Below are 21919 nucleotides of genomic sequence, written 5' to 3'. Positions count from 1 at the left end.
AGATTTTTTGTGAGCGAACTCATTCGCGTACCTGACATCGGCAGCGGTGAAGGTGAAGTAATCGAGCTGTTTGTGAAGGTCGGCGACACCGTCGAAGCCGACCAGAGCATCCTGACCCTGGAGTCGGACAAGGCGAGCATGGAAATCCCTGCTCCCAAGGCCGGCGTGGTCAAGAGCCTGAAAGTGAAGCTGGGCGACCGCCTGAAAGAAGGCGACGAACTGCTGGAACTGGAAATCGAAGGCGCTGCTGATGCAGCCCCTGCGGCCGCGGCTCCGGCCGCCGCTGCACCTGCACCTGCTGCTGAAAAGCCTGCCGCTGCCGAGGCTGCTCCAGCCCCGGCCGCCGCACCTGCCGCCGCCACCGTCCAGGACATTCACGTCCCGGACATCGGCTCGTCGGGCAAGGCCAAGATCATCGAGCTGCTGGTCAAGGTCGGCGACACCGTCGAAGCCGACCAGTCGCTGATCACCCTGGAGTCCGACAAGGCCTCCATGGAGATCCCATCGCCGGCTGCCGGCGTAGTGGAAAGCATCGCGGTCAAGCTGGAAGACGAAGTCGGCACCGGTGACTTCATCCTCAAGCTCAAAGTACAAGGTGCTGCGCCAGCCGCCGCACCAGCACCGGCTGCTGCTCCGGCGGCCAAGGCTGAAGCGGCACCTGCCGCTGCTGCCCCTGCGCCGGCCGCAAAAGCCGAAGCTGCGCCAGCCCCTGCGGCGGCTGCACCTGCGCCAAGCGGTGCCAAGGTTCACGCCGGCCCAGCCGTGCGTCAGTTGGCCCGTGAATTCGGCGTCGAGCTGAGCGCTGTTGCAGCCAGCGGCCCGCACGGCCGTGTGCTGAAGGAAGACGTGCAGGTTTACGTCAAAACCATGATGCAAAAAGCCAAGGAAGCTCCGGCTGCCGGCGGCGCTACCGGTGGTTCGGGCATTCCGCCGATCCGCACCGTGGACTTCAGCCGCTTCGGCGAAACCGAAGAAGTGCCGATGACCCGCCTGATGCAAATCGGCGCGGCAGGCCTGCATGCCAGCTGGTTGAACATCCCGCACGTGACCCAATTCGACCAGGCCGATATCACCGACCTGGAAGCGTTCCGCGTTGCGCAGAAAGCCGTGGCCGAGAAGGCCGGCGTGAAGCTGACCGTACTGCCACTGCTGCTCAAGGCCTGTGCACACCTGCTCAAGGAACTGCCGGACTTCAACAGCTCGCTGGCGCCAAGCGGCAAGGCGATCATTCGCAAGAAGTACGTGCACATCGGCTTTGCGGTCGACACCCCGGATGGCCTGCTGGTACCGGTCATCAAGAACGTCGACCAGAAGAGCCTGCTGCAGCTCGCTGGCGAAGCGGCTGCGCTGGCTGCCAAGGCCCGCGACAAGAAGCTCACCCCGGACGACATGCAGGGCGCCTGCTTCACCATCTCCAGCCTCGGCCACATTGGCGGTACTGGCTTCACGCCAATCGTCAACGCGCCGGAAGTGGCGATCCTGGGTGTGTCCAAGGCCACCATCCAGCCTGTGTGGGACGGTAAAGCGTTCCAACCCAAGCTGATGCTGCCACTGTCGCTGTCCTACGATCACCGCGTGATCAACGGCGCCGCGGCTGCGCGCTTCACCCAGCGCCTGAGCCAGTTGCTGAACGACATCCGCACCATCCTGCTGTAAGTCGCAGGGCCTTCCTGTTACCGGGAAGGTCCTTGCCACACCGATTTCCGAGCGCCACGCTCGTACCTCAACCCCGCCACTTGGCGGGGCTTTTTTTGCCTGTGTTTTTGTAGACGCGAGCTTGCTCGCGAAGATCGTCAACGATGACGCGGGTCTTCTGGATAAACGCGGTGCCCTGGCGTTTTTCGCGAGCAAGAACTAGGCGTCCCCCTCGCTCCTACAGAGAACAGGCGTGAACCATCGATCACCCCAATTACAGAAATCCCTCGCGCGGCCGATAACAGGCTTATAGCACTTAGCCTTCATCCTCTCTTGTCACTGCGTCCTGCATGATGCAACCTTGCCGCAGTCGACAGTCAAGAGGGCGTGAGCCCAGCGCAGTGCGCATTTTCCCAAGCGAGTTTCCCCATGAAAAGCCAACCCGATGTCGCCCGTATGGCGGCCGAGGTAGTGACGCAATTACCGGTGCCTTCGCGCCTCGGTATGCTGCGTTTCGAGCGGCTTAATGAGGCAAGCTGGGCCCTGCTCTACCTCGATCCCAATTGCGAACGCCAGTTCGGCCTGCCGGCGGTTGAACTCTGCGCCTTGATCGGCACGCCCTACGCCAGCCTGATGGAACCCCAGGCGCGCTACCAGTTGCACGATGCGATCCAGCAACAACTGGCCCACAGCCCCCATTATCTGGTGCGCTATACCCTGCACACCCATGACGGCCCGCTGAGCGTGCTGGAAATGGGCGAGGCCTACAAACAACACAACCGCCACCTGGTGCGCGGCTACCTGATGGTGGTCGAGGGGCTGTTCAGCGAGAACAGCGCACCCGCCCCGACGGTCGACCTGGAAAACCAGAACAGCCGCCTGCAAATTGCCCTGGAGCTCAATCAGCGAGCACAGCAGGAACAGTTGCAGCATCTGGAGCGAGTGCGCGCCCAGCAAGAACTGATCCTGCTGCTGGCGCGCCAACGCTACACCACGCCAAACTCCCTGCAAGAAGCCGCTGAACTGATCACGCGCAGCGCCTGCGACATTTACCAGATCGACTGCGCCAGCATCTGGAACCTCGAAGGCCATCACTTGGTACCGATCTCCGCCTATCACCGCGCCGATCAACAACACCACCTGCCTGAAGCCATCGATGCCAGCGGCTTCCCGGATTACCTGGAAGCCCTGCACTCCAGCCGCGCCATCGACGCCACCCACGCCATGCGCGACCCACGCACCCGGGAAATGGCTGAAAGCCTGCGCGCCAAGGACATCCACGCGATGCTCGACGCCAGCATCCGTGTCGACGGCCAGGTGGTCGGCGTGCTGTGCCTGGAACAAGGTGGCAGCCCGCGCGCCTGGCAGTCCGATGAAATCGCGTTCGCCGGCGAGTTGGCAGACCAGTTCGCCCAGGTCATCAACAACCACAACCGCCGCACTGCCACCAGCGCCTTGCACCTGTTCCAGCGCGCGGTAGAGCAAAGCGCCAACGCGTTCTTGCTGGTCAATTGCGACGGCGTGGTGGAGTACGTCAACCCCAGCTTCACCGCGATCACCCAGTACAGCGCCGAAGAAGTCCACGGCCATCGCCTGGCCCAACTGCCAGCCCTGGAGAACCTCAGCGAATTGCTGTTCGACGCGCCCTCGGCCCTGGCCAAAAGCAACAGCTGGCAAGGCGAGTTCAAGAGCCGCCGCAAGAACCTGGAACCCTACTGGGGCCAGCTGTCGATTTCCAAAGTGTATGGCGACAACCGCGAGTTGACCCACTACATCGGCATCTACGAAGACATCACCCAGACCAAGCTGGCGCAGCAGCGCATCGAACGCCTGGCCTACACCGACAACCTGACCAACCTGGGCAATCGCCCCGCGTTCATTCGCAACCTCGACGAGCGCTTTGCCCGCGACAGCGACAGCCCGATCAGCCTGCTGTTGGTGGACATCGACAACTTCAAGCGCATCAACGACAGCCTCGGCCACCAGACCGGCGACAAGTTGCTGATCAGCCTGGCGCGCCGCCTGCGCAACAGCTTGAGCAGCGGCGGCAGCCTGGCGCGTTTTGCCAGCAACGAATTCGCGGTGCTGTTGGACGACGCCGACCTTGAGACCGGCCAGCAGGTGGCCAGCCAGTTGCTGACCACCCTCGACAAGCCGATGTTCGTCGACAACCAATTGATCAGCGTCACCGGCTCCGTGGGCCTGGCCTGTGCGCCGCTGCATGGTCGCGACCCACAGACCTTGATGCGCAACGCCGGCCTGGCCCTGCACAAGGCCAAGGCCAACGGTAAACACCAGGTGCAGGTGTTCACCGAAGCCCTGAATGCCGAGGCCAGCTACAAGCTGTTCGTGGAAAACAATCTGCGCCGTGCCCTGACCCAGAACGAGCTGGACGTGTTCTACCAGCCCAAGCTATGCCTGCGCAGCGGTCGCCTGCTGGGCATGGAAGCACTGTTGCGCTGGAACCACCCGGAAAAAGGCATGATCCGCCCCGACCAGTTCATCAGCGTGGCTGAAGAAACCGGGCTGATCATCCCCATCGGTAAATGGATCGCGCGCCAGGCCTGCCGCATGAGCCGCCAATTGACGGCCGCAGGCCTGGGCAACTTGCAGGTGGCCATCAACCTGTCGCCCAAGCAATTCTCCGACCCGGACCTGGTGGCCTCGATTGCCACCATCCTCAAGGAGGAACAGCTGCCGGCCAACCTGCTGGAGCTGGAGCTGACCGAAGGCTTGCTGCTGGAAGCCACCGAAGATACGCGCCTGCAACTGGACCAGCTCAAGAGCTTTGGCCTGACCCTGGCGATGGACGACTTCGGTACCGGTTACTCGTCGCTGAGCTACTTGAAAAAATTCCCCATCGACATCATTAAGATTGATCGCAGCTTTATCCATGAAATCCCGGACAACCAGGACGACATGGAAATCACCTCGGCGGTGATCGCCATGGCCCACAACCTCAAACTCAAGGTCGTGGCCGAAGGCATCGAAACCGCTGAGCAGTTGGCGTTCCTGCGCCGGCACCGTTGCGACGTGGGCCAGGGCTACCTGTTCGACCGCCCGATCCCGGGTGCCGAGCTGATGCAGAGGCTTAAACGCTACCCGCGCGGGCCAATCGCCTGACAGCGCTGTAACACTCGGGCACACTGGCTGTCTGACAATTTACTGTTACTCAACCTGACGAGAGGACTGATCATGGTCTTGCGCTCGGAAATTCTGGTGAACAAAAACGTGCTGCCTACTCAAGAACAAGCGTTGCCTGGTCGTGAAACCCCGATGAAGTTACCGGAAACGCACTTCGTCAACGGCAACCCACTGCTGGGCCCGTTCCTGGATGACGTCGGCTTTGCGATCTTCGGCCTGGGCTGCTTCTGGGGCGCAGAACGCAAATTCTGGCAGCGCGACGGCGTGGTCAGCACCGTGGTCGGCTACGCCGGCGGCTTCACGCCTAACCCGACTTACGAAGAAGTCTGCTCGGGCCTGACCGGCCACAGCGAAGTGGTGCTGGTGGTGTATGACCAGGCCAAGGTGAAATACGAAGACCTGCTGAAGATGTTCTGGGAACTGCACAACCCGACCCAGGGCATGCGCCAGGGCAACGACATCGGCAGCCAGTACCGCTCGGTGATCTACGCCACCACGCCGGAGCAATTGGCGGCGGCCAAAGCCAGTGCTGATGCTTATCAGCAAGAGCTGAGCAAGGCCGGCCTGGGTGAGATCACCACGGAAATCGAAGAGGCCCCGACGGTGTACTTCGCCGAGGCGTATCACCAGCAGTACCTGGCGAAGAATCCCCAGGGTTACTGTGGGATCGGCGGCACTGGCGTGACCTGCCCGATCTAGGAAGCTACACAAACCAAAATGTGGGAGCGGGCTTGCTCGCGAAAGCGGTATATCAGTCAGCAAATTCAGTGACTGACACTCCGCTTTCGCGAGCAAGCCCGCTCCCACATTGGGTCCTGCGTTTGGATTGAGATCGGTTATTCGGCGATGAGCCAATCCATCTGCCAGCCACCCTGGGTCTGGCCCAGTTGCTTGGACAACCATGGCAGCAACTCACGCAATTCCTCTTCCAGACCCCACGGCGGGTTGGCAATCGCCAGGCCCGAGCCGGTGAGGGTGTTGGGCGTGTCCAGCGGATGCACCAGCAACTCCACACGCAGCAGCTTCGGCGCACCGGTACCGGCCAGGTCCTGGTAGAAACGGCGCAACATGCGCTGGTCTTTCACCGGGTACCAGATCGCCGCGACCGTCTGGCGCATACGGCTGACGGCTTCCTTGAGGGACGCCGCGCAACGCTGCATTTCGTCGAGTTTTTCAAACGGCGGGTCGATCAGCATCAGCCCGCGCTTTTCCGGCACCGGCAGCAAGGCCCGTGGCACATGCCAGCCCTCGCCCAGATGCACTTTGACGCGGCGATCACCCTTCATGTTGTCCTTGAGCAGCACGCCATCTTCCGGGTGCTTCTCATTGAGCAGCACACGGTCCTGGGGCCGTGTGAGGCGGCGCGCCAGTTCCGGCGAGCCCGGGTAGTAGCGCAACTGGCCATCCGGGTTCATCTCGTGCAGCACGCGCATGTAGTCGGCGGTGAGCGGAGGCAGGTCGCTTGCGCCCCACAGGCGGGCGATGCCTTCCAGGTACTCACCGGTGCGGTTGGCCTGGTCGCCCTGCAAGTCGTACAAGCCAATGCCTGCGTGAGTGTCGAGGTAGGCGAACGGCTGTTCCTTGCGCGACATCAGGGCGATGAGGCGGGTCAAGGTCAGGTGTTTGAAGACATCGGCGTGGTTGCCGGCGTGAAAGGCGTGACGATAATTCATGGTTGCTCCTGCGCAGGGGGCGAAGTTTACCTCCTACCGACGCAAAGGTGCAGGGCCGCACGGCAGGCGGCACGGATGTCACGCTATTGCCAGGGGCTCAACTGAGTTGCGAGGCAAGGTAATCAGCCAATGCGCCATGGCTGACTTGCGGCCTGCGTACGAAGTAGGCGACCTTGTGCTGCAAGGTCGCTGGCGTAAACGCGGTGTAGAGGTCAGGGCGCTGTTCCTGGAGCCATTGCAACAGGTTGTCGACCAGCACCTGCGGTGACTGCTGGGCCATATGCATCAGCAACGATGCCGGTACCTGCCACCACGGGCTGGTTGGGGCCGCAGTGACTGATTTGGGCGCCACCGACAGCGGTTGGCCGTTGACCAGGTAGCGCTGGAACACCGGCAACACGCGCGCCGCCTCGTCGCCTAATGACTGCAACATCGGCAAAAGGTGCGCGCCGTCCCAGAAGCGCAAAAACACCGGCTGGCTTTCCGGCAGGTACACCTGGGTCAACCCCTTCAAATGCGCGATCACCACCTCCAGCGGGCTGGATGAGACCGCCAGCCAGCCCCAATCCGCCGCTTGGGTGGCGGCTATCCACTCGAGAAAAGCACTGCTCGGCTCAACGACGCCAACGTAGGGCATGACCTCATCCCAGTCGGCGTAGGCCGTGCCCACCCAGATCGGTCGCGGCATCTTCCCCGCAGCCGTGCCTTGCCAGGTGGCGAGCGGCTTGGCGTCGCTGGCATTGCCCAGCACGGCGTACAGCTGTTCATCTGGCTGCAACGGGTAGTGCGCCAGCCAGGCATTGGGCGTCAAGAGCGAAGGCATCAGGACGCACTCCGTGCATGGGCGCCGATGTCACACTGGCCGTTCTTGCAGCGCTCGCATTCTTCGCAGAACGGCGCGCTGCGTTTGAGGCTGAACACTTGTGCACGGCTTAACGACGCGGGAACCACGGTCAATAAAGTCTCGTTCAATCCAGGCATCAACGGTGCAGGTGTCGGAGCAGGCGCGCTGCCGAGCTGAATCGGCACACTGCTGAATATCCCGCCCGCTGACAACGTGATCGACTGCCCACCCGCCTGGATCGTCACGCTGGCACCCGCATCAATGATGATGTTTTGCCCGGCCCCCAACGCAATGGTCTGCCCGGCACGCATGTGCTGCGAACCGCCGACCACCAGATGGTCATCCTGCTCGAGCTGCGTCAAACGGTTGCCGTGGGTGATGCGCTGCTCTTCGCCCCGCAGCTCATGGCGCGACTCGCCGCCCACCTGCACGCGACGCTGGTTATCGACCTGTACCTGCTGGTCGTGCAACACATGCTGGGTCCAGTCCCGCTGGGCGCGCAGGTAGATTTCCTCAGCGCCCTTGCGGTCCTCGATACGCAGTTCGTTGTAGCCACCACCGCCAGGGCTGCTCTGGCTACGCCAGAGACTGCGGGTCTTGTCTGCGGGCAGGTCGAGGGGCACTAGCGTGGCGGCGTTGGGCAGGCACCCCACCACCAGCGGCATGTCCATGTCGCCATTGACGAACCCCACCAGCACCTCCATACCGACCCGGGGGATCAGCACCACGCCATAACGGTCATGGGCCCAGCCGCTGGCTACCCGCAGCCAGCAACTGGAATGGTCGTTGTGCTCACCGACACGATCCCAGGCCAGTTGCACCTTGACCCGGCCGTACTCGTCACAGTGGACCTCACTGTCAACCGGGCCGGTAACCACCGCGCTTTGATACCCCGATACCGTCGGGCGCGGCGGCTCCGGCAAAGGCGGACGAAACACCGCATCCCATGGCGCGGCCACAAATGCGTTGCGATACCCCTGGCGCAGCTCCCCACCCTCTTCCTCGGTAACCGCCTCCTCCAGCACCTGGGGTTGTTTGCCTTCATGGCGCACCTGCGTCACCAGCCACAAATCATTCCAGTCCTCGCGGGGGTGCTCGCGCAACTGCAAAAACCGACCACTGGCCAATGCCGGCTCATCGCCCTGGCCATGGGCACTGCGGTAGTCGCTGCGGTGCCGCTCCAAGCCACGCTGGGCGAGGTATCGGCCATGGGCTCGGTCGGAAAAATTGCCGGGGTAGTGCTGCGCTTCAAGCTTGGGCAAAGACTCATCGACGGCTGCGCTTTCCAGCTCGACATGGGGTTTGCGAAAGTCGTAATCGCGCAGGTTCAACGCCGTGGTCCGGGTCGCCAATTGCAAGGTGAAGCGCTTGATCCCAGGGGTATCGGCCACCATTCCCGAACCTGGCCGGTAAGGCGTGGGCTGATCCATCTGGGCAAACACCGTCTGGTCATCGCCAAACACCAGCAGATGCCCTTCGGGGGAATGCTGGAAGTGATAGTGAATCCCCAGCTCGGCACACAGGCGCTGAATGAACGCCAGGTCGCTCTCGCCGAACTGCACGCAATATTCACGCTCCGGGTAATCACCGCTCAACCGGAACTCAAAGCGATCACTGTGAATCCCCTGCCTGGCCAGCACCTGAGCAACAATCTGCGGCACCGTCTTATGCTGAAAAATACGCTGATGGCTGCTGTGCGCCAGGTACGCCAAATGCGGCGCAAGACTGAGTTGGTAACGCGTCAAGCGCCGGCCCGAGTCGCCCTGGGCTACCCGATACACCAGGCCATGAACGCCATGCCCCTGATCATCGAAGCCCAAGTACACCTGGCGATGCAGCAAGCCCTCCAGATCGATATCCGGTTGCTCGCAGACCAGCTCAAGTTCAAACCGGTAAGGCTGGCTGATGGCCTCGGTGCCGTTGAACGCGAACACCTTGAAGTCACTGGACGACCCATCCAGGGCCAGGGTAAATGCGGGTTGGTTGGCAGGAGCGAACATCCGGTGTTTCTCTGCGAAGGGTGGGCGGCCGATTCTGCACCAGCCGTTCGCCTGGCCGAGCGCTGCCTCGGCAAATAAGTAAGGTCCTACGTGAGTACCGCTGGAATCCACGGGCATCGGCGGCTATTGCCCCAATCAGCCCACCAAAAAAAGGCCCAGCGTCCTTCGGACGTGGGCCTTTCTTGTTCGCTCAGCAGGCGTTAAACGCCCAGCGAATTACTTGTTCAAGTTGTAATCTTTTTCCGCCGCGTCAAAACGCTCGACCATACCCACCGTCGGTGCGCCCATCTTGCTCACGAAGTAGATCGCCAGGCTGGCGAAGATGAAGCCTGGGATGATTTCGTACAGGCCCAGCAATTCGAAGTGCTTCCACACGATCACGGTGATTGCGCCGACCAGGATGCCGGCCAGCGCGCCGTTGCGGGTCATGTGTTTCCAGATTACCGAGATCAGTACCACAGGGCCGAAGGCTGCACCGAAACCGGCCCAGGCGTAGCTGACCAGGCCCAGTACGCGGTTTTCCGGGTTGGCTGCCATGGCGATGGCGATCAAGGCCACGACCAGCACCATCAGGCGACCGACCCATACCAGTTCACGCTGGGACGCGCCCTTGCGCAGGAACGCCTTGTAGAAGTCTTCGGTCAGGGCGCTGGAGCACACCAGCAATTGGCAGCTCAGGGTGCTCATCACAGCCGCCAGAATGGCCGACAGCAACACACCGGCAACCCATGGGTTGAACAGGATTTTGGCCAGTTCGATAAACACACGCTCTGGGTTTTCAGTCACCGGGCCTGCTACTTCCGGGTGTGCCGAGAAGTAAGCGATACCGAAGAAGCCCACTGCCACGGTGCCGCCCAGGCACAGGATCATCCAGGTCATGGAAATACGACGCGCCTTGGCGATCGATTTCACCGAGTCCGCCGCCATGAAACGCGCAAGGATGTGCGGTTGGCCGAAGTAGCCCAGGCCCCAGCCCATCAGCGAAATAACGCCGATGAAGGTGGTGTTTTTCAGCATGTCGAAGCTGGTCGGGTCCTTGGCTTCAATGGCCAGGAAGGTGGTGTCTACGCCGCCGGTGGCCAGCAGCACGATGATCGGCGTAAGGATCAGCGCGAAGATCATCAGCGTGGCTTGTACGGTGTCGGTCCAACTGACTGCCAGGAAGCCACCGATGAAGGTGTAGGCAATGGTCGCTGCAGCACCGGCCCACAGCGCGGTCTCGTAGGACATGCCGAAGGTGCTTTCGAACAGGCGGGCGCCGGCGACGATGCCGGAGGCGCAGTAGATGGTGAAGAACACCAGGATCACCACGGCGGAGATGATCCGCAGCAGGCCGCTCTTATCTTCGAAGCGGCTGGAGAAGTAATCCGGCAGGGTCAGGGCGTCGCCGTTGTGTTCGGTCTGCACCCGCAGGCGGCCGGCCACGAACAACCAGTTGAGGTAAGCACCGACGATCAGGCCGATGGCAATCCAGCTTTCCGACAGACCGGACATGTAGATCGCGCCCGGCAAGCCCATCAACAGCCAGCCACTCATGTCGGAAGCACCGGCGGACAAGGCTGTCACCACGCTACCGAGGCTGCGACCGCCCAGGATGTAATCGGAAAGGTTGTTGGTGGAGCGATAGGCCATCAGGCCGATCAGCACCATTGCTGCGATGTAGATCACGAACGTGATCAGGGTTGGATTGCTAACGCTCATAGGAGTGACGCCCTGGCTTTGTTTTTATGTAGCGACGGTCATGGGGACGGCCACCCGTGGATAACCGGATAGACGAACCTGCATGCCGCGCATTTATGACTGGCGTTTCCCCAGGAAAGCCGCCAGCCGATGAACCCACCCTGAGGGTTGGTTGCACCTTGGTGCGCGAATGCTATTCAACAAAGCAAATAAGGTGCAACCAGTTTCTGCCGATTAAGTTGCACCCAAGTATGTTTTAGGACAAACGCGCTTTTTTTGCTCCTTTTCGGAGCAAGAACAGCCGATCTCAGAAGCAAATGCACCAGCGCGGAGCGGATTCGGTCGCCTGTTTATTTTTTTCCGATCAAGCGTCGAACATTTAACCAACAAAAGGGTTGCACCCGGTTGCACCTCGGGATGGGCAAAGCTAATCTTGCCGCCAGCAGATGCCACTCGGTAGTGGCACCCATGAGGATAAAAAAATGGCAACGACCACCCTTGGGGTCAAACTCGACGACCCGACCCGCGAACGCCTGAAGGCCGCCGCGACCTCCATTGATCGTACGCCGCACTGGCTGATCAAGCAGGCGATTTTCAATTACCTGGAGAAACTCGAGGGTGGTGCAACCCTGTCCGAGCTCAATGGCTTGAGCAGCAAGGAGGCCGATGATGCCGGCGAGGTCCAGGCCGACCACGCCCACCAGTGCTTCCTTGAGTTCGCCGAGAGCATCCTGCCGCAATCGGTATTGCGTGCCGCAATCACCGCCGCTTACCGTCGCCCCGAGCCGGAAGTGGTGCCGATGCTGATCGAACAGGCGCGCCTGCCGGCGCCGATGGCCGAAGCCACCAACAAGCTGGCCGCGAGCATTGCCGAAAAACTGCGCAATCAGAAGAGTGCCGGCGGCCGTGCCGGTATTGTTCAGGGCCTGCTGCAAGAATTCTCCCTGTCGTCCCAGGAAGGCGTGGCGCTGATGTGCCTGGCCGAAGCGCTGCTGCGTATCCCGGACAAAGGCACCCGCGATGCGCTGATCCGCGACAAGATCAGCACCGGCAACTGGCAGCCACACCTGGGCAACAGCCCTTCGCTGTTCGTCAACGCCGCCACCTGGGGCCTGCTGCTGACTGGCAAGCTGGTGTCGACCCACAACGAAGCGGGCCTGACCTCGTCCCTGAGCCGCATCATCGGCAAGAGCGGCGAGCCGATGATCCGCAAGGGCGTCGACATGGCTATGCGCCTGATGGGCGAGCAGTTCGTCACCGGCGAAACCATCGCCGAAGCCCTGGCCAATGCGAGCAAGTTCGAAGCCAAGGGCTTCCGCTATTCCTACGACATGCTCGGTGAAGCCGCCCTCACCGAACACGACGCCCAGAAGTACCTGGCCTCGTACGAACAAGCCATTCATTCCATCGGCAAAGCCTCCCATGGCCGTGGGATCTATGAAGGCCCGGGCATCTCCATCAAGCTCTCCGCCCTGCACCCGCGCTACAGCCGTGCGCAGTACGAGCGGGTGATGGACGAGTTGTACCCGCGCCTGCTGTCGCTGACCTTGCTGGCCAAGCAGTACGACATCGGCCTGAACATCGACGCCGAAGAAGCCGACCGCCTGGAGCTGTCCCTGGACCTGCTCGAACGCCTGTGCTTCGAGCCGCAATTGACTGGCTGGAACGGCATCGGCTTTGTGATCCAGGCGTACCAGAAGCGTTGCCCGTATGTGATCGACTACGTCATCGACCTGGCCCGCCGCAGCCGCCATCGCCTGATGATCCGCCTGGTAAAAGGCGCGTACTGGGACAGCGAAATCAAGCGCGCCCAGGTCGAAGGCCTGGAAGGCTACCCGGTGTACACCCGTAAGGTGTACACCGACGTTTCCTACATTGCCTGCGCGCGCAAACTGCTGTCGGTGCCGGAAGTCATCTACCCGCAGTTCGCCACGCACAACGCCCACACCCTGTCGGCTATCTACCACATCGCCGGTCAGAACTATTACCCCGGCCAGTACGAGTTCCAGTGCCTGCACGGCATGGGTGAACCGCTGTACGAACAGGTTGTAGGCAAGGTTTCCGAAGGTAAGTTGAACCGTCCGTGCCGTGTGTACGCGCCGGTCGGTACCCACGAAACGCTGCTGGCCTATCTGGTACGCCGCCTGCTGGAAAACGGCGCCAACACCTCGTTCGTCAACCGCATCGCTGACCAGTCCATCTCGATCCAGGAACTGGTAGCCGACCCGGTGGCCAGCATCGAGCAAATGGCAACCCAGGAAGGCGGTTTCGGCCTGCCACACCCGCGCATCCCTTTGCCGCGTGACCTGTACGGCAGCGACCGCGCCAACTCGGCCGGTATCGACCTGGCCAACGAACATCGCCTGGCCTCGTTGTCCTGCGCCCTGCTGGCCACTGCTCACAACAACTGGAAAGCCGCACCGATGCTCGGTTGCGCTGCCAGCAATGAAGCGGCACAACCGGTTCTGAACCCATCCGACCTGCGTGATGTGGTCGGCCAGGTACAGGAAGCCACCGTCGAAGACGTCGACAACGCCATCCAGTGCGCCATCAGCGCCGCGCCGATCTGGCAGGCCACCCCGCCCGCCGAACGTGCTGCCATCCTGGAGCGCGCCGCCGACCTGATGGAAGGCGAGATCCAGCCGCTGATGGGCCTGCTGGCCCGTGAAGCCGGCAAGACCTTCGCCAACGCCATCGCCGAAGTGCGTGAAGCCGTGGACTTCCTGCGTTACTACGCGGTGCAGGCGCGCAACGACTTTACCAATGACGCCCACCGCCCATTGGGCCCGGTGGTGTGCATCAGCCCGTGGAACTTCCCCCTCGCCATCTTCAGCGGTCAGGTAGCTGCAGCGCTGGCTGCCGGTAACCCGGTGCTGGCCAAGCCTGCCGAGCAGACGCCGCTGGTGGCTGCCCAGGCCGTACGTATTCTGCTTGAAGCCGGTATTCCGGAAGGTGTGCTGCAATTGCTGCCAGGCCAGGGCGAAAGCGTCGGTGCCCGTCTGGTGGGTGATGATCGCGTCAAAGGCGTGATGTTCACCGGTTCCACCGAAGTGGCGCGCCTGCTGCAACGCAATGTCGCCGGTCGCCTGGATGCCCAGGGTCGCCCGATTCCACTGATCGCCGAAACCGGTGGCCAGAATGCGATGATCGTCGATTCCTCGGCGCTGACCGAACAAGTGGTGATCGACGTCGTGTCGTCGGCCTTCGACAGCGCCGGTCAACGTTGCTCGGCACTGCGCGTACTGTGCCTGCAGGAAGATTCGGCAGACCGTGTGGTCGAAATGCTCAAGGGCGCCATGGCTGAATGCCGCCTGGGTAACCCGGAACGCCTGTCGGTCGACATCGGCCCGGTGATCGACGCCGAAGCCAAGGCCGGTATCGAGAAACACATCCAGGCCATGCGTGACAAAGGCCGCAACGTTTACCAGGTGGCGATTGCCGACGGTGAAGAGATCAAGCGCGGCACCTTCGTGATGCCGACCCTGATCGAGCTGGAAAGCTTCGACGAACTGCAACGCGAGATCTTCGGCCCGGTGCTGCACGTAGTGCGCTACAAGCGCAAAGAGATCGACCAGCTCATCGGCCAGATCAACGCTTCCGGCTACGGCCTGACCCTGGGCGTGCACACGCGCATCGACGAGACCATCGCCAAGGTGATCGACAACGTCAATGCCGGTAACGTCTACGTCAACCGCAACATTGTTGGCGCCGTGGTCGGCGTGCAGCCGTTCGGCGGCGAAGGCCTGTCGGGCACTGGCCCGAAAGCCGGTGGCCCGCTGTACCTGTACCGCTTGTTGTCGACTCGTCCTACCGATGCAATCGAGCAATCCTTCGTACGCGGCGACAAGTTGGCCGCGCCGGATGTGCGCCTGCGTGATGCCATGAGCCAATCGCTGACCGCCCTGAAAACCTGGGCCGACGGCAATAAGTTCAGTGAACTGAGCGCCCTGTGCACGCAGTTCGCCGCCCAGTCGCAAAGCGGTATCACCCGCCAACTGGCCGGCCCGACCGGCGAGCGCAACAGCTACGCCATCCTGCCGCGCGAGCACGTACTGTGCCTGGCCGAAGTGGAAGGCGACCTGCTGACCCAACTGGCGGCGGTATTGGCCGTCGGTGGTTCGGCGGTATGGCCGGAAACCGAGCTGACCAAGGCCTTGTTCCCACGCCTGCCTAAAGAGATTCAGGCGAAGATCAAGCGCGTGGCTGACTGGACCAAGGACGACGTGGTGTTTGACGCCGTGCTGCATCACGGTGATTCCGACCAACTGCGTGCGGTGTGCCAGCAAGTGGCGCAGCGCGGTGGGGCGATTGTCGGGGTGCATGGCATGTCTCAAGGTGAGACCGCGATTGCCCTGGAGCGCCTGGTGATCGAGCGAGCGTTGAGCGTAAACACCGCCGCGGCGGGTGGTAACGCCAGCCTGATGACCATCGGCTAACTGACACACCGCGGCTGATCGTTCCCACGCTCCGCGTGGGAATGCAGCTTAAGGACGCTCTGCGTCCAGAAGCGTGACGCGGAGCGTCAAAAGAGGCGTTCCCACGCAGAGCGTGGGAACGATCTCGATGCCTCGCCAGCGTTCTGCCCTTCTATCACTTAAATCAATCTTGCTAGCCACCCTACATTCGCGCACTTAGACTCAGGCCAATTCCTTCAAAGGTACGCCGCCATGTCCGAGACGCTGCTCAGTTCCCGCAATCTGGCTTTCGAGCTGTATGAAGTCCTCGATGCCGAGGGCCTGACCCAGCGCGAGCGGTTTGCCGAGCACAACCGCGAAACTTTCGACGCTGCAATCAGCACGGCGCGCAGCATCGCCGAAAAGTACTTCGCCCCCCACAACCGCAAGAACGACGAAAACGAACCGCGTTATGAGAACGGCCAAGCGATCCTGATCCCGGAAGTCAAACCCGCCGTAGACGCCTTCCTGGAGGCCGGTTTCCTCAACGCAGCACGTAGCTTTGAAGCAGGTGGCATGCAACTGCCGACCCTGTTGTCCCAGGCCTGTTTCGCGCACTTCCAATCGGCCAACGCCGCCTCGACGTCCTACCCGTTCCTGACCATGGGCGCCGCCAACCTGATCGAAAGCTTCGGCACCGAGGAGCAGAAACAACGCTTCCTGCAGCCAATGATCGACGGGCGCTTCTTCGGCACCATGGCCCTGACCGAGCCCCATGCAGGTTCTTCCCTGTCGGACATTCGTACCCGTGCAGAACCCGCGGCTGACGGCAGTTATCGGCTCAAGGGCAACAAGATCTTTATCTCCGGTGGCGACCATTCGCTGTCGGAAAACATCGTGCATATGGTGCTGGCAAAATTGCCGGACGCTCCCGCAGGCGTGAAGGGCATTTCGCTGTTTATCGTGCCCAAGTTCCTGGTCAACGAGGACGGCAGCCTGGGCGCTCGCAACGATGTGCTGCTGGCAGGGCTGTTCCACAAGATGGGCTGGCGCGGCACCACGTCCACGGCGCTTAACTTTGGCGATAACGGCAACTGTGTCGGCTATCTGGTGGGCAAGCCGCACCAGGGGCTGAGCTGCATGTTCCAGATGATGAACGAGGCACGCATCGGCGTGGGCATGGGCGCGGTGATGCTCGGTTACGCCGGCTACCTCTACTCCCTGGACTACGCCCGCGAACGGCCCCAGGGGCGCCTGCCTGATAGTAAAGACCCGAGCACCGCACCGGTGGCGATCATCCAGCACGCCGACATCAAGCGCATGCTACTGACCCAGAAAGCCTATGTGGAAGGCGCCTTTGACCTCGGCCTCTACGCGGCGCGGCTATTCGACGACACCACCACCCTGCAAACCGACACCGAGCGCAAGCAAGCCCACGAACTGCTCGACCTGCTCACGCCCATCGTCAAATCCTGGCCGTCGGAGTTCTGCCTCAAGGCCAACGAGCTGGCGATCCAGATTCTCGGCGGCCACGGCTACACCCGCGAATACCCGGTGGAGCAGTACTACCGCGACAACCGCCTGAACCCCATCCATGAAGGCACCCACGGCATCCAGTCCCTGGACCTGCTCGGGCGCAAATTGGCGCAGAACGGCGGCGCCGGTTTAAAGCAGTTGATTCGCCTGATCGCCGAAACCGGAGCCCGGGCGCAAAAGCACCCTTCACTCACGGCACTGCGAGAGCCTCTGGAGCAACTGGTAAACCGGCTGCAAAGCGTCACGATTGGCCTGCTGACCGATCTCGCCCAAGGCAAGGTCAACAGCAGCCTGGCGAACTCGGCGCTGTACTTGAAAGTGTTCGGGCACACGGTGATTGGCTGGCGCTGGCTGGAACAGGCGATCCGCGCCGAAGAAGGGCTGGCCAAAGGGGAAGCGGCTGACGCGGCCTTTTATAAGGGCAAGCTCCAGGCCGCCCGGTACTTCCTGACCTGGGAAGTACCGAGCTGCCATCATGAACTGGCGATTCTGGAGGCACGCGACGATACGTGCCTGGGCATGCAAGAGGAATGGTTCTAGCCCTCAGGGCTGACCGATCACCTTAGAGATCACATCGACCGTGGCGCTGACTTGCTCTTGGTAACGGTCGAGTTCCTGCTGGTGCGCCTGTTGCATTTCAATCTGCTCGGCGCACAGGTTCAGCGCGGCCAGTACCAATAGCTTGTCACCGATCAGGGTCGGGTACTTTTTCTTGGTAACCGCCAGGGAGGCTTTGAGCATGGTCACTGCATGCATCAGGGTCTGATCTTCGCCGGCCGGTGCCTTGATCGAGTAATCCTCTCCGAGAATCGAAACGACCTTTATGCCCTCACTCATGCGCTGACAGGCCCTGCACTTACACGCTCAACCAGCGCCTGGATGCGGGCGGCGGTGGCGCCGTGCTTTTCTTCCTGTTCCATCAGGTTCAGTTGCAGGCTGTCGTTTTCGTCCTTGGCGCGGGCCAGCTCGGCCTTGAGGGATTCGTTGCTGCCCAGCAGTTCTTGATTCTGCTGTACGAGGTCGCTGACCAGTTGTTCCAATTGGCTGAGGGATGCTTCTAACATTTTGATTTCTCGGGCGTTTAAAAAGGGCGGTGACGATAAAGAAAATTCACCTCGGATGCCAGGGTTATCCCCGGCCGCGCAGCCCGATGTTGCAAGGCCGGGCCGCACTTTCGAGCCTTAGTGACTGCATTTACCCGATCTGGTTCCTGAACTCACCCAACCCCTGGTCCGATGCGACAAAAGCGCGCGCCCCCTTAAGACTTTAGTCGCAGGGCCGATAAGGCGGGCACACCTCGTCTCATGGCCGCATGGATAGCGCCTCCCCCAGGACTCCAGCATGTCTCTTCGTAATATGAATATCGCCCCGAGGGCCTTCCTTGGCTTCGCGTTTATTGGCGCCTTGATGTTGTTGCTCGGTGTGTTCGCCCTGAACCAGATGAGCAAAATTCGTGCAGCCACCGAAGACATCACCTCGGCCAGCGTGCCCAGCATTCGCGCCCTGGATGAATTCACCCAACTGACCCTGCGCCTGCGCGTGCTGTCGTACCGCTTGCTGACCAACCGCGAGCCAGATGTACAGCAAAAGACCCTGGAAGCCTTCGAACTGCGCAATCAGCAGATTCGCACAGCCCAGGACATCTACGAAAAACTGATCACCAGCACCGAAGAACGCAACGCTTACAACGAGTACGTGCGCTTGCTGGGTCAGTACCGCCAGATTGAAGAGCGCATGAAGAGCCTGTCTCGCGCCAATCAGGTCAACGAGCTGCGCAGCCTGCTCAACACCGAGTTGCTGGACAACTCCGAGCAGGTCAATGCGGTCTTGACCCGCTTGCTGGATATCAATAACGACGACGCCAACGCCACCAACCAGCGCGCCAAAGACCAATACGACATGGCCTTTGACCTGGTGGTAGGCCTGCTGGTGGTTGCCACGGCGCTGACCTTGCTGTTCGCCTGGCTGCTGACCCGCAGCATCACCCTGCCCATCGCACAGGCGCTAGAAGCCGCCGAAGAAGTGGCCGAAGGCAACCTGACGCGCCCGATCACCGTGGACGGCAACGACGAAGCCGGACGCCTGCTCGCGGCCATGGCCAAGATGCAACACAAACTGCGCGACACCCTGCAACGTATCGCCGGCTCCGCTACCCAGCTGGCGTCTGCCGCTGAAGAGCTGAATGCGGTCACCGACGAAAGCGCCCGTGGCCTGACCCAGCAGAACAACGAAATCGAACAGGCCGCCACTGCCGTCAACGAGATGACCAGCGCGGTGGAAGAAGTCGCACGCAACGCGGTGAGCACCTCCGAAGCCTCGCGCAACGCCACCACCTCTGCCGGCGACGGCCGCGACCTGGTGCAGGAAACCGTTAGCGCCATCGAACGCATGAGTACCGATGTGCAGGCCACCGCCTCCCTGATTGGCGACCTGGCCAATGAATCGCGGGATATCGGCAAAGTGCTGGACGTGATCCGTGGCCTGGCCGACCAGACCAACCTGCTGGCCCTGAACGCCGCGATCGAAGCAGCGCGAGCCGGGGAAGCCGGGCGTGGTTTCGCCGTGGTGGCTGATGAAGTGCGGGCGCTGGCCCATCGCACCCAGCAGTCCACCAGCGAAATCGAGCGCATGATCGGCAGCATCCAGACAGGCACTGAGCACGCGGTGGATTCGATGCGCAACAGCACCGAGCGCGCCGAATCGACACTTAACATCGCACGAGGCGCGGGCCTGTCGCTGGACACCATCAACACGGCGATTGTGGAGATCAACGAGCGCAACCTGGTGATCGCCAGCGCGGCGGAAGAACAGGCCCAGGTGGCGCGGGAAGTGGACCGCAACCTGGTGAATATCCGTGACCTGTCGGTGCAATCGGCCACCGGCGCCAGCCAGACCAGCGCGGCGAGCGGTGAGTTGTCGCGGTTGGCGGTGGATTTGAATGGGATGGTCGGCCGCTTCCGTCTCTAACCCTAAAACCCGCCCCACCCTTGTAGGAGCGAGCTTGCTCGCGAAAAACGCCAACGATAACGCGCGCTTGCTGAATGAACGTGGCGCCTGGGAGTTTTTCGCGAGCAAGCTCGCTCCTACAGAGGCAGCCCTCTCGCACATTTGCCTGTGCGCGAATCAGAAAAAGCTTTTTGACAGCGCAGCAATTCAACAGGTTAGAATCCCTGGCACGCAGACTGCATGGTCAGTTTGCGTCCTGTCTTCCCCTGCCTTGGAGTACTGCCTTTGAATGCGACGACCATCAACAGCCTGTTCTTGATCGGCGCGTTGCTGGTGACTGCGAGCATTCTGGTGAGTTCGCTTTCGTCACGCCTGGGGATCCCCATCCTGGTGATTATCCTGGCCGTGGGCATGACCGCCGGGGTCGATGGCGGTGGCATCATTTTCGATAACTACCCGACCGCCTACCTGGTGGGCAACCTCGCCCTCGCCGTGATCCTGCTCGACGGCGGTTTGCGCACCCGGGTGGCGAGTTTCCGCGTGGCGCTGTGGCCGGCCTTGTCCCTGGCCACGGTGGGGGTGTTGATTACCACCGGCCTCACCGGCATGGCCGCGGCCTGGCTATTCGACCTCAATATCATCCAGGGCCTGCTGATTGGCGCCATTGTCGGCTCCACGGACGCCGCGGCGGTGTTCTCACTGCTGGGCGGCAAGGGCCTCAACGAGCGGGTCAGCGCCAGCCTGGAAATCGAATCGGGCAGTAACGATCCGATGGCGGTGTTCCTCACCGTCACCCTGATCGACATGCTCGCCAGCGGCCAGACCGGCCTGCACTGGAGCCTGCTCACGCACCTGATCCGCGAATTCGGCATCGGTGGCCTGGTAGGCCTGGGTGGCGGCTGGCTGATGTTGCAACTGGTCAACCGCATCAACCTGGCCAACGGCCTGTACCCGATCCTGGTGATCGCCGGCGGCCTGTTCGTGTTTGCCCTGACCAACGCCCTGCACGGCAGCGGCTTCCTCGCCGTGTACCTGTGCGGGCTGGTGATCGGCAACCGCCCGGTGCGCAGCCGCCATGGCATTTTGCACATGCTCGACGGCATGGCCTGGCTGGCGCAGATCGGGATGTTCTTGGTGCTGGGCCTGCTGGTCACGCCTCACGATTTGCTGCCCATCGCCCTGCCCGCCCTGGGCCTGGCGCTGTGGATGATCCTGTTTGCCCGGCCGCTGTCGGTGATGGTTGGCCTGCTGCCATTCAAAGCGTTCCACGGGCGCGAAAAGGCCTTTATCGCCTGGGTCGGCCTGCGCGGCGCGGTACCGATCATCCTCGCGGTGTTCCCGCTGATGGCCGGTCTGCCCCATGCACAGCTGTACTTCAACCTGGCGTTCTTTATCGTGCTGGTCTCGCTGTTGGTGCAGGGCACCAGCCTGCCGTGGGTGGCCAAGTTGCTTAAAGTCACCGTACCGCCGGACCCGGCGCCGATTTCCCGGGCAGCGCTGGAAGTGCACGTTACCAGCGAGTGGGAGCTCTTCGTCTACCGCCTGGGCGCAGAAAAATGGTGCATCGGCGCGGCCCTGCGCGAGCTGAAAATGCCCGAAGGCACGCGTATCGCTGCGCTGTTTCGGGGCCAGCAACTGCTCCATCCGTCGGGTAGTACGGTGCTGGAAGTCGACGATTTGCTCTGTGTGATCGGCCACGAACACAACCTGCCGGCTCTGGGCAAACTGTTCAGCCAGGCACCGCAACGGGGCCTCGATTTGCGCTTCTTCGGCGACTTCGTCCTCGAAGGCGACGCCCAGCTGGGCGCGGTTTCCGCCTTGTACGGGCTCAAGCTTGAGGGTATCGACCCGGACATGCCGCTGAGCCGTTTCATCACCCAGAAGGTGGGCGGTGCACCGGTAGTCGGCGACCAGGTGGAGTGGAACAACACCATCTGGACCGTCGCGGTCATGGACGGGAACAAGATTGGCAAAGTCGGCGTCAGATTCCCCGAAGGAAGTCGCCCGGGCCCCGGACTCTTCCTCTAAACTGCGGGACAACGACGCCCCGATTCTTCACTTTGCAAG

Annotated in this window: 13 protein-coding genes and 1 pseudogene; 8 read left to right on the top strand and 6 right to left on the bottom strand. The window is 61.9% G+C overall.

The window, feature by feature from the left end:
* The first annotated feature begins 9 nt into the window (after positions 1-9).
* The 3 genes from aceF to msrA all read left to right on the top strand — a co-directional run bounded on the left by aceF (position 10) and on the right by msrA (position 5478).
* A complete protein-coding gene (gene aceF, locus BT199_RS14885) occupies positions 10-1656 on the top strand; it encodes a dihydrolipoyllysine-residue acetyltransferase (protein WP_014716622.1) in 1647 nt (548 codons plus the stop codon).
* Positions 1657-2064: 408 nt separating this feature from the next.
* Complete coding sequence (locus BT199_RS14880; RefSeq protein WP_020301653.1) at positions 2065-4758, top strand: putative bifunctional diguanylate cyclase/phosphodiesterase; 2694 nt, start codon at positions 2065-2067, stop codon at positions 4756-4758.
* A 72-nt stretch (positions 4759-4830) separates the two neighbouring features.
* Complete coding sequence (gene msrA / locus BT199_RS14875; protein ID WP_057975421.1) at positions 4831-5478, top strand: peptide-methionine (S)-S-oxide reductase MsrA; 648 nt, start codon at positions 4831-4833, stop codon at positions 5476-5478.
* 137 nt (positions 5479-5615) lie between these two features.
* Here msrA and BT199_RS14870 read toward each other — a convergent pair whose 3' ends face one another.
* The 4 genes from BT199_RS14870 to putP all read right to left on the bottom strand — a co-directional run bounded on the left by BT199_RS14870 (position 5616) and on the right by putP (position 10997).
* The gene (locus BT199_RS14870) at positions 5616-6452 is read right to left on the bottom strand and encodes a 23S rRNA (adenine(2030)-N(6))-methyltransferase RlmJ (RefSeq protein WP_014716619.1); all 837 of its coding nucleotides are present in this window, start codon (positions 6450-6452) and stop codon (positions 5616-5618) included.
* 97 nt (positions 6453-6549) lie between these two features.
* Positions 6550-7275 carry a DUF4123 domain-containing protein gene (locus tag BT199_RS14865; RefSeq protein ID WP_072434835.1) on the bottom strand — a complete coding sequence of 242 codons (726 nt, stop codon included), beginning with the start codon at positions 7273-7275 and terminating at the stop codon, positions 6550-6552.
* Complete coding sequence (tssI, locus tag BT199_RS14860) at positions 7275-9296, bottom strand: type VI secretion system tip protein TssI/VgrG (RefSeq protein ID WP_072434833.1); 2022 nt, start codon at positions 9294-9296, stop codon at positions 7275-7277. Before tssI ends, BT199_RS14865 begins: the two co-directional genes overlap by 1 nt.
* A 216-nt stretch (positions 9297-9512) precedes the next feature.
* Entirely contained in the window at positions 9513-10997 is a 1485-nt protein-coding gene (putP, locus tag BT199_RS14855) for a sodium/proline symporter PutP (protein ID WP_014716616.1), read from the bottom strand.
* 461 nt (positions 10998-11458) lie between these two features.
* Between putP and putA the strand changes: the two genes are divergently transcribed.
* Both putA and BT199_RS14840 read left to right on the top strand, forming a co-directional pair.
* The gene (gene putA / locus BT199_RS14845; RefSeq protein WP_032893907.1) at positions 11459-15412 is read left to right on the top strand and encodes a trifunctional transcriptional regulator/proline dehydrogenase/L-glutamate gamma-semialdehyde dehydrogenase; all 3954 of its coding nucleotides are present in this window, start codon (positions 11459-11461) and stop codon (positions 15410-15412) included.
* A gap of 231 nt (positions 15413-15643) precedes the next feature.
* A complete protein-coding gene (locus BT199_RS14840) occupies positions 15644-17446 on the top strand; it encodes an acyl-CoA dehydrogenase (protein ID WP_072434831.1) in 1803 nt (600 codons plus the stop codon).
* A 3-nt stretch (positions 17447-17449) separates the two neighbouring features.
* On the opposite strand, the gene BT199_RS14835 is transcribed toward BT199_RS14840, so the two are convergent.
* Together BT199_RS14835 and BT199_RS14830 are read right to left on the bottom strand one after the other, a co-directional pair.
* Positions 17450-17743: a cell division protein ZapA gene (locus BT199_RS14835; protein WP_003187971.1), complete on the bottom strand. Its 294-nt coding sequence runs from the start codon at positions 17741-17743 to the stop codon at positions 17450-17452.
* Positions 17740-17970 carry a hypothetical protein gene (locus BT199_RS14830; protein ID WP_003187970.1) on the bottom strand — a complete coding sequence of 77 codons (231 nt, stop codon included), beginning with the start codon at positions 17968-17970 and terminating at the stop codon, positions 17740-17742. The genes BT199_RS14835 and BT199_RS14830 overlap by 4 nt, the downstream gene beginning before the upstream one ends.
* 277 nt (positions 17971-18247) lie before the next feature.
* On the opposite strand from BT199_RS14830, the pseudogene BT199_RS27710 reads away from it, so the two are divergent.
* The 3 genes and pseudogenes from BT199_RS27710 to BT199_RS14815 all read left to right on the top strand — a co-directional run.
* A pseudogene (locus BT199_RS27710) lies at positions 18248-19018 on the top strand (MCP four helix bundle domain-containing protein); the annotation flags it as partial.
* A complete protein-coding gene (locus BT199_RS27705) occupies positions 19001-19873 on the top strand; it encodes a methyl-accepting chemotaxis protein (protein ID WP_370694794.1) in 873 nt (290 codons plus the stop codon). The pseudogene BT199_RS27710 and the gene BT199_RS27705, both read left to right, overlap by 18 nt.
* A 264-nt stretch (positions 19874-20137) precedes the next feature.
* Positions 20138-21880 (top strand): potassium/proton antiporter, encoded by a 1743-nt coding sequence (locus BT199_RS14815; protein ID WP_014716612.1) that lies wholly within the window; start codon positions 20138-20140, stop codon positions 21878-21880.
* Positions 21881-21919: the final 39 nt, after the last annotated feature.

Source organism: Pseudomonas sp. NFR02 (assembly GCF_900119375.1).
Lineage (GTDB): Bacteria > Pseudomonadota > Gammaproteobacteria > Pseudomonadales > Pseudomonadaceae > Aquipseudomonas > Aquipseudomonas paracarnis.
Note: the sequence above shows the minus strand (reverse complement) of the source record. Positions and strands in the feature narration are given on the sequence as shown.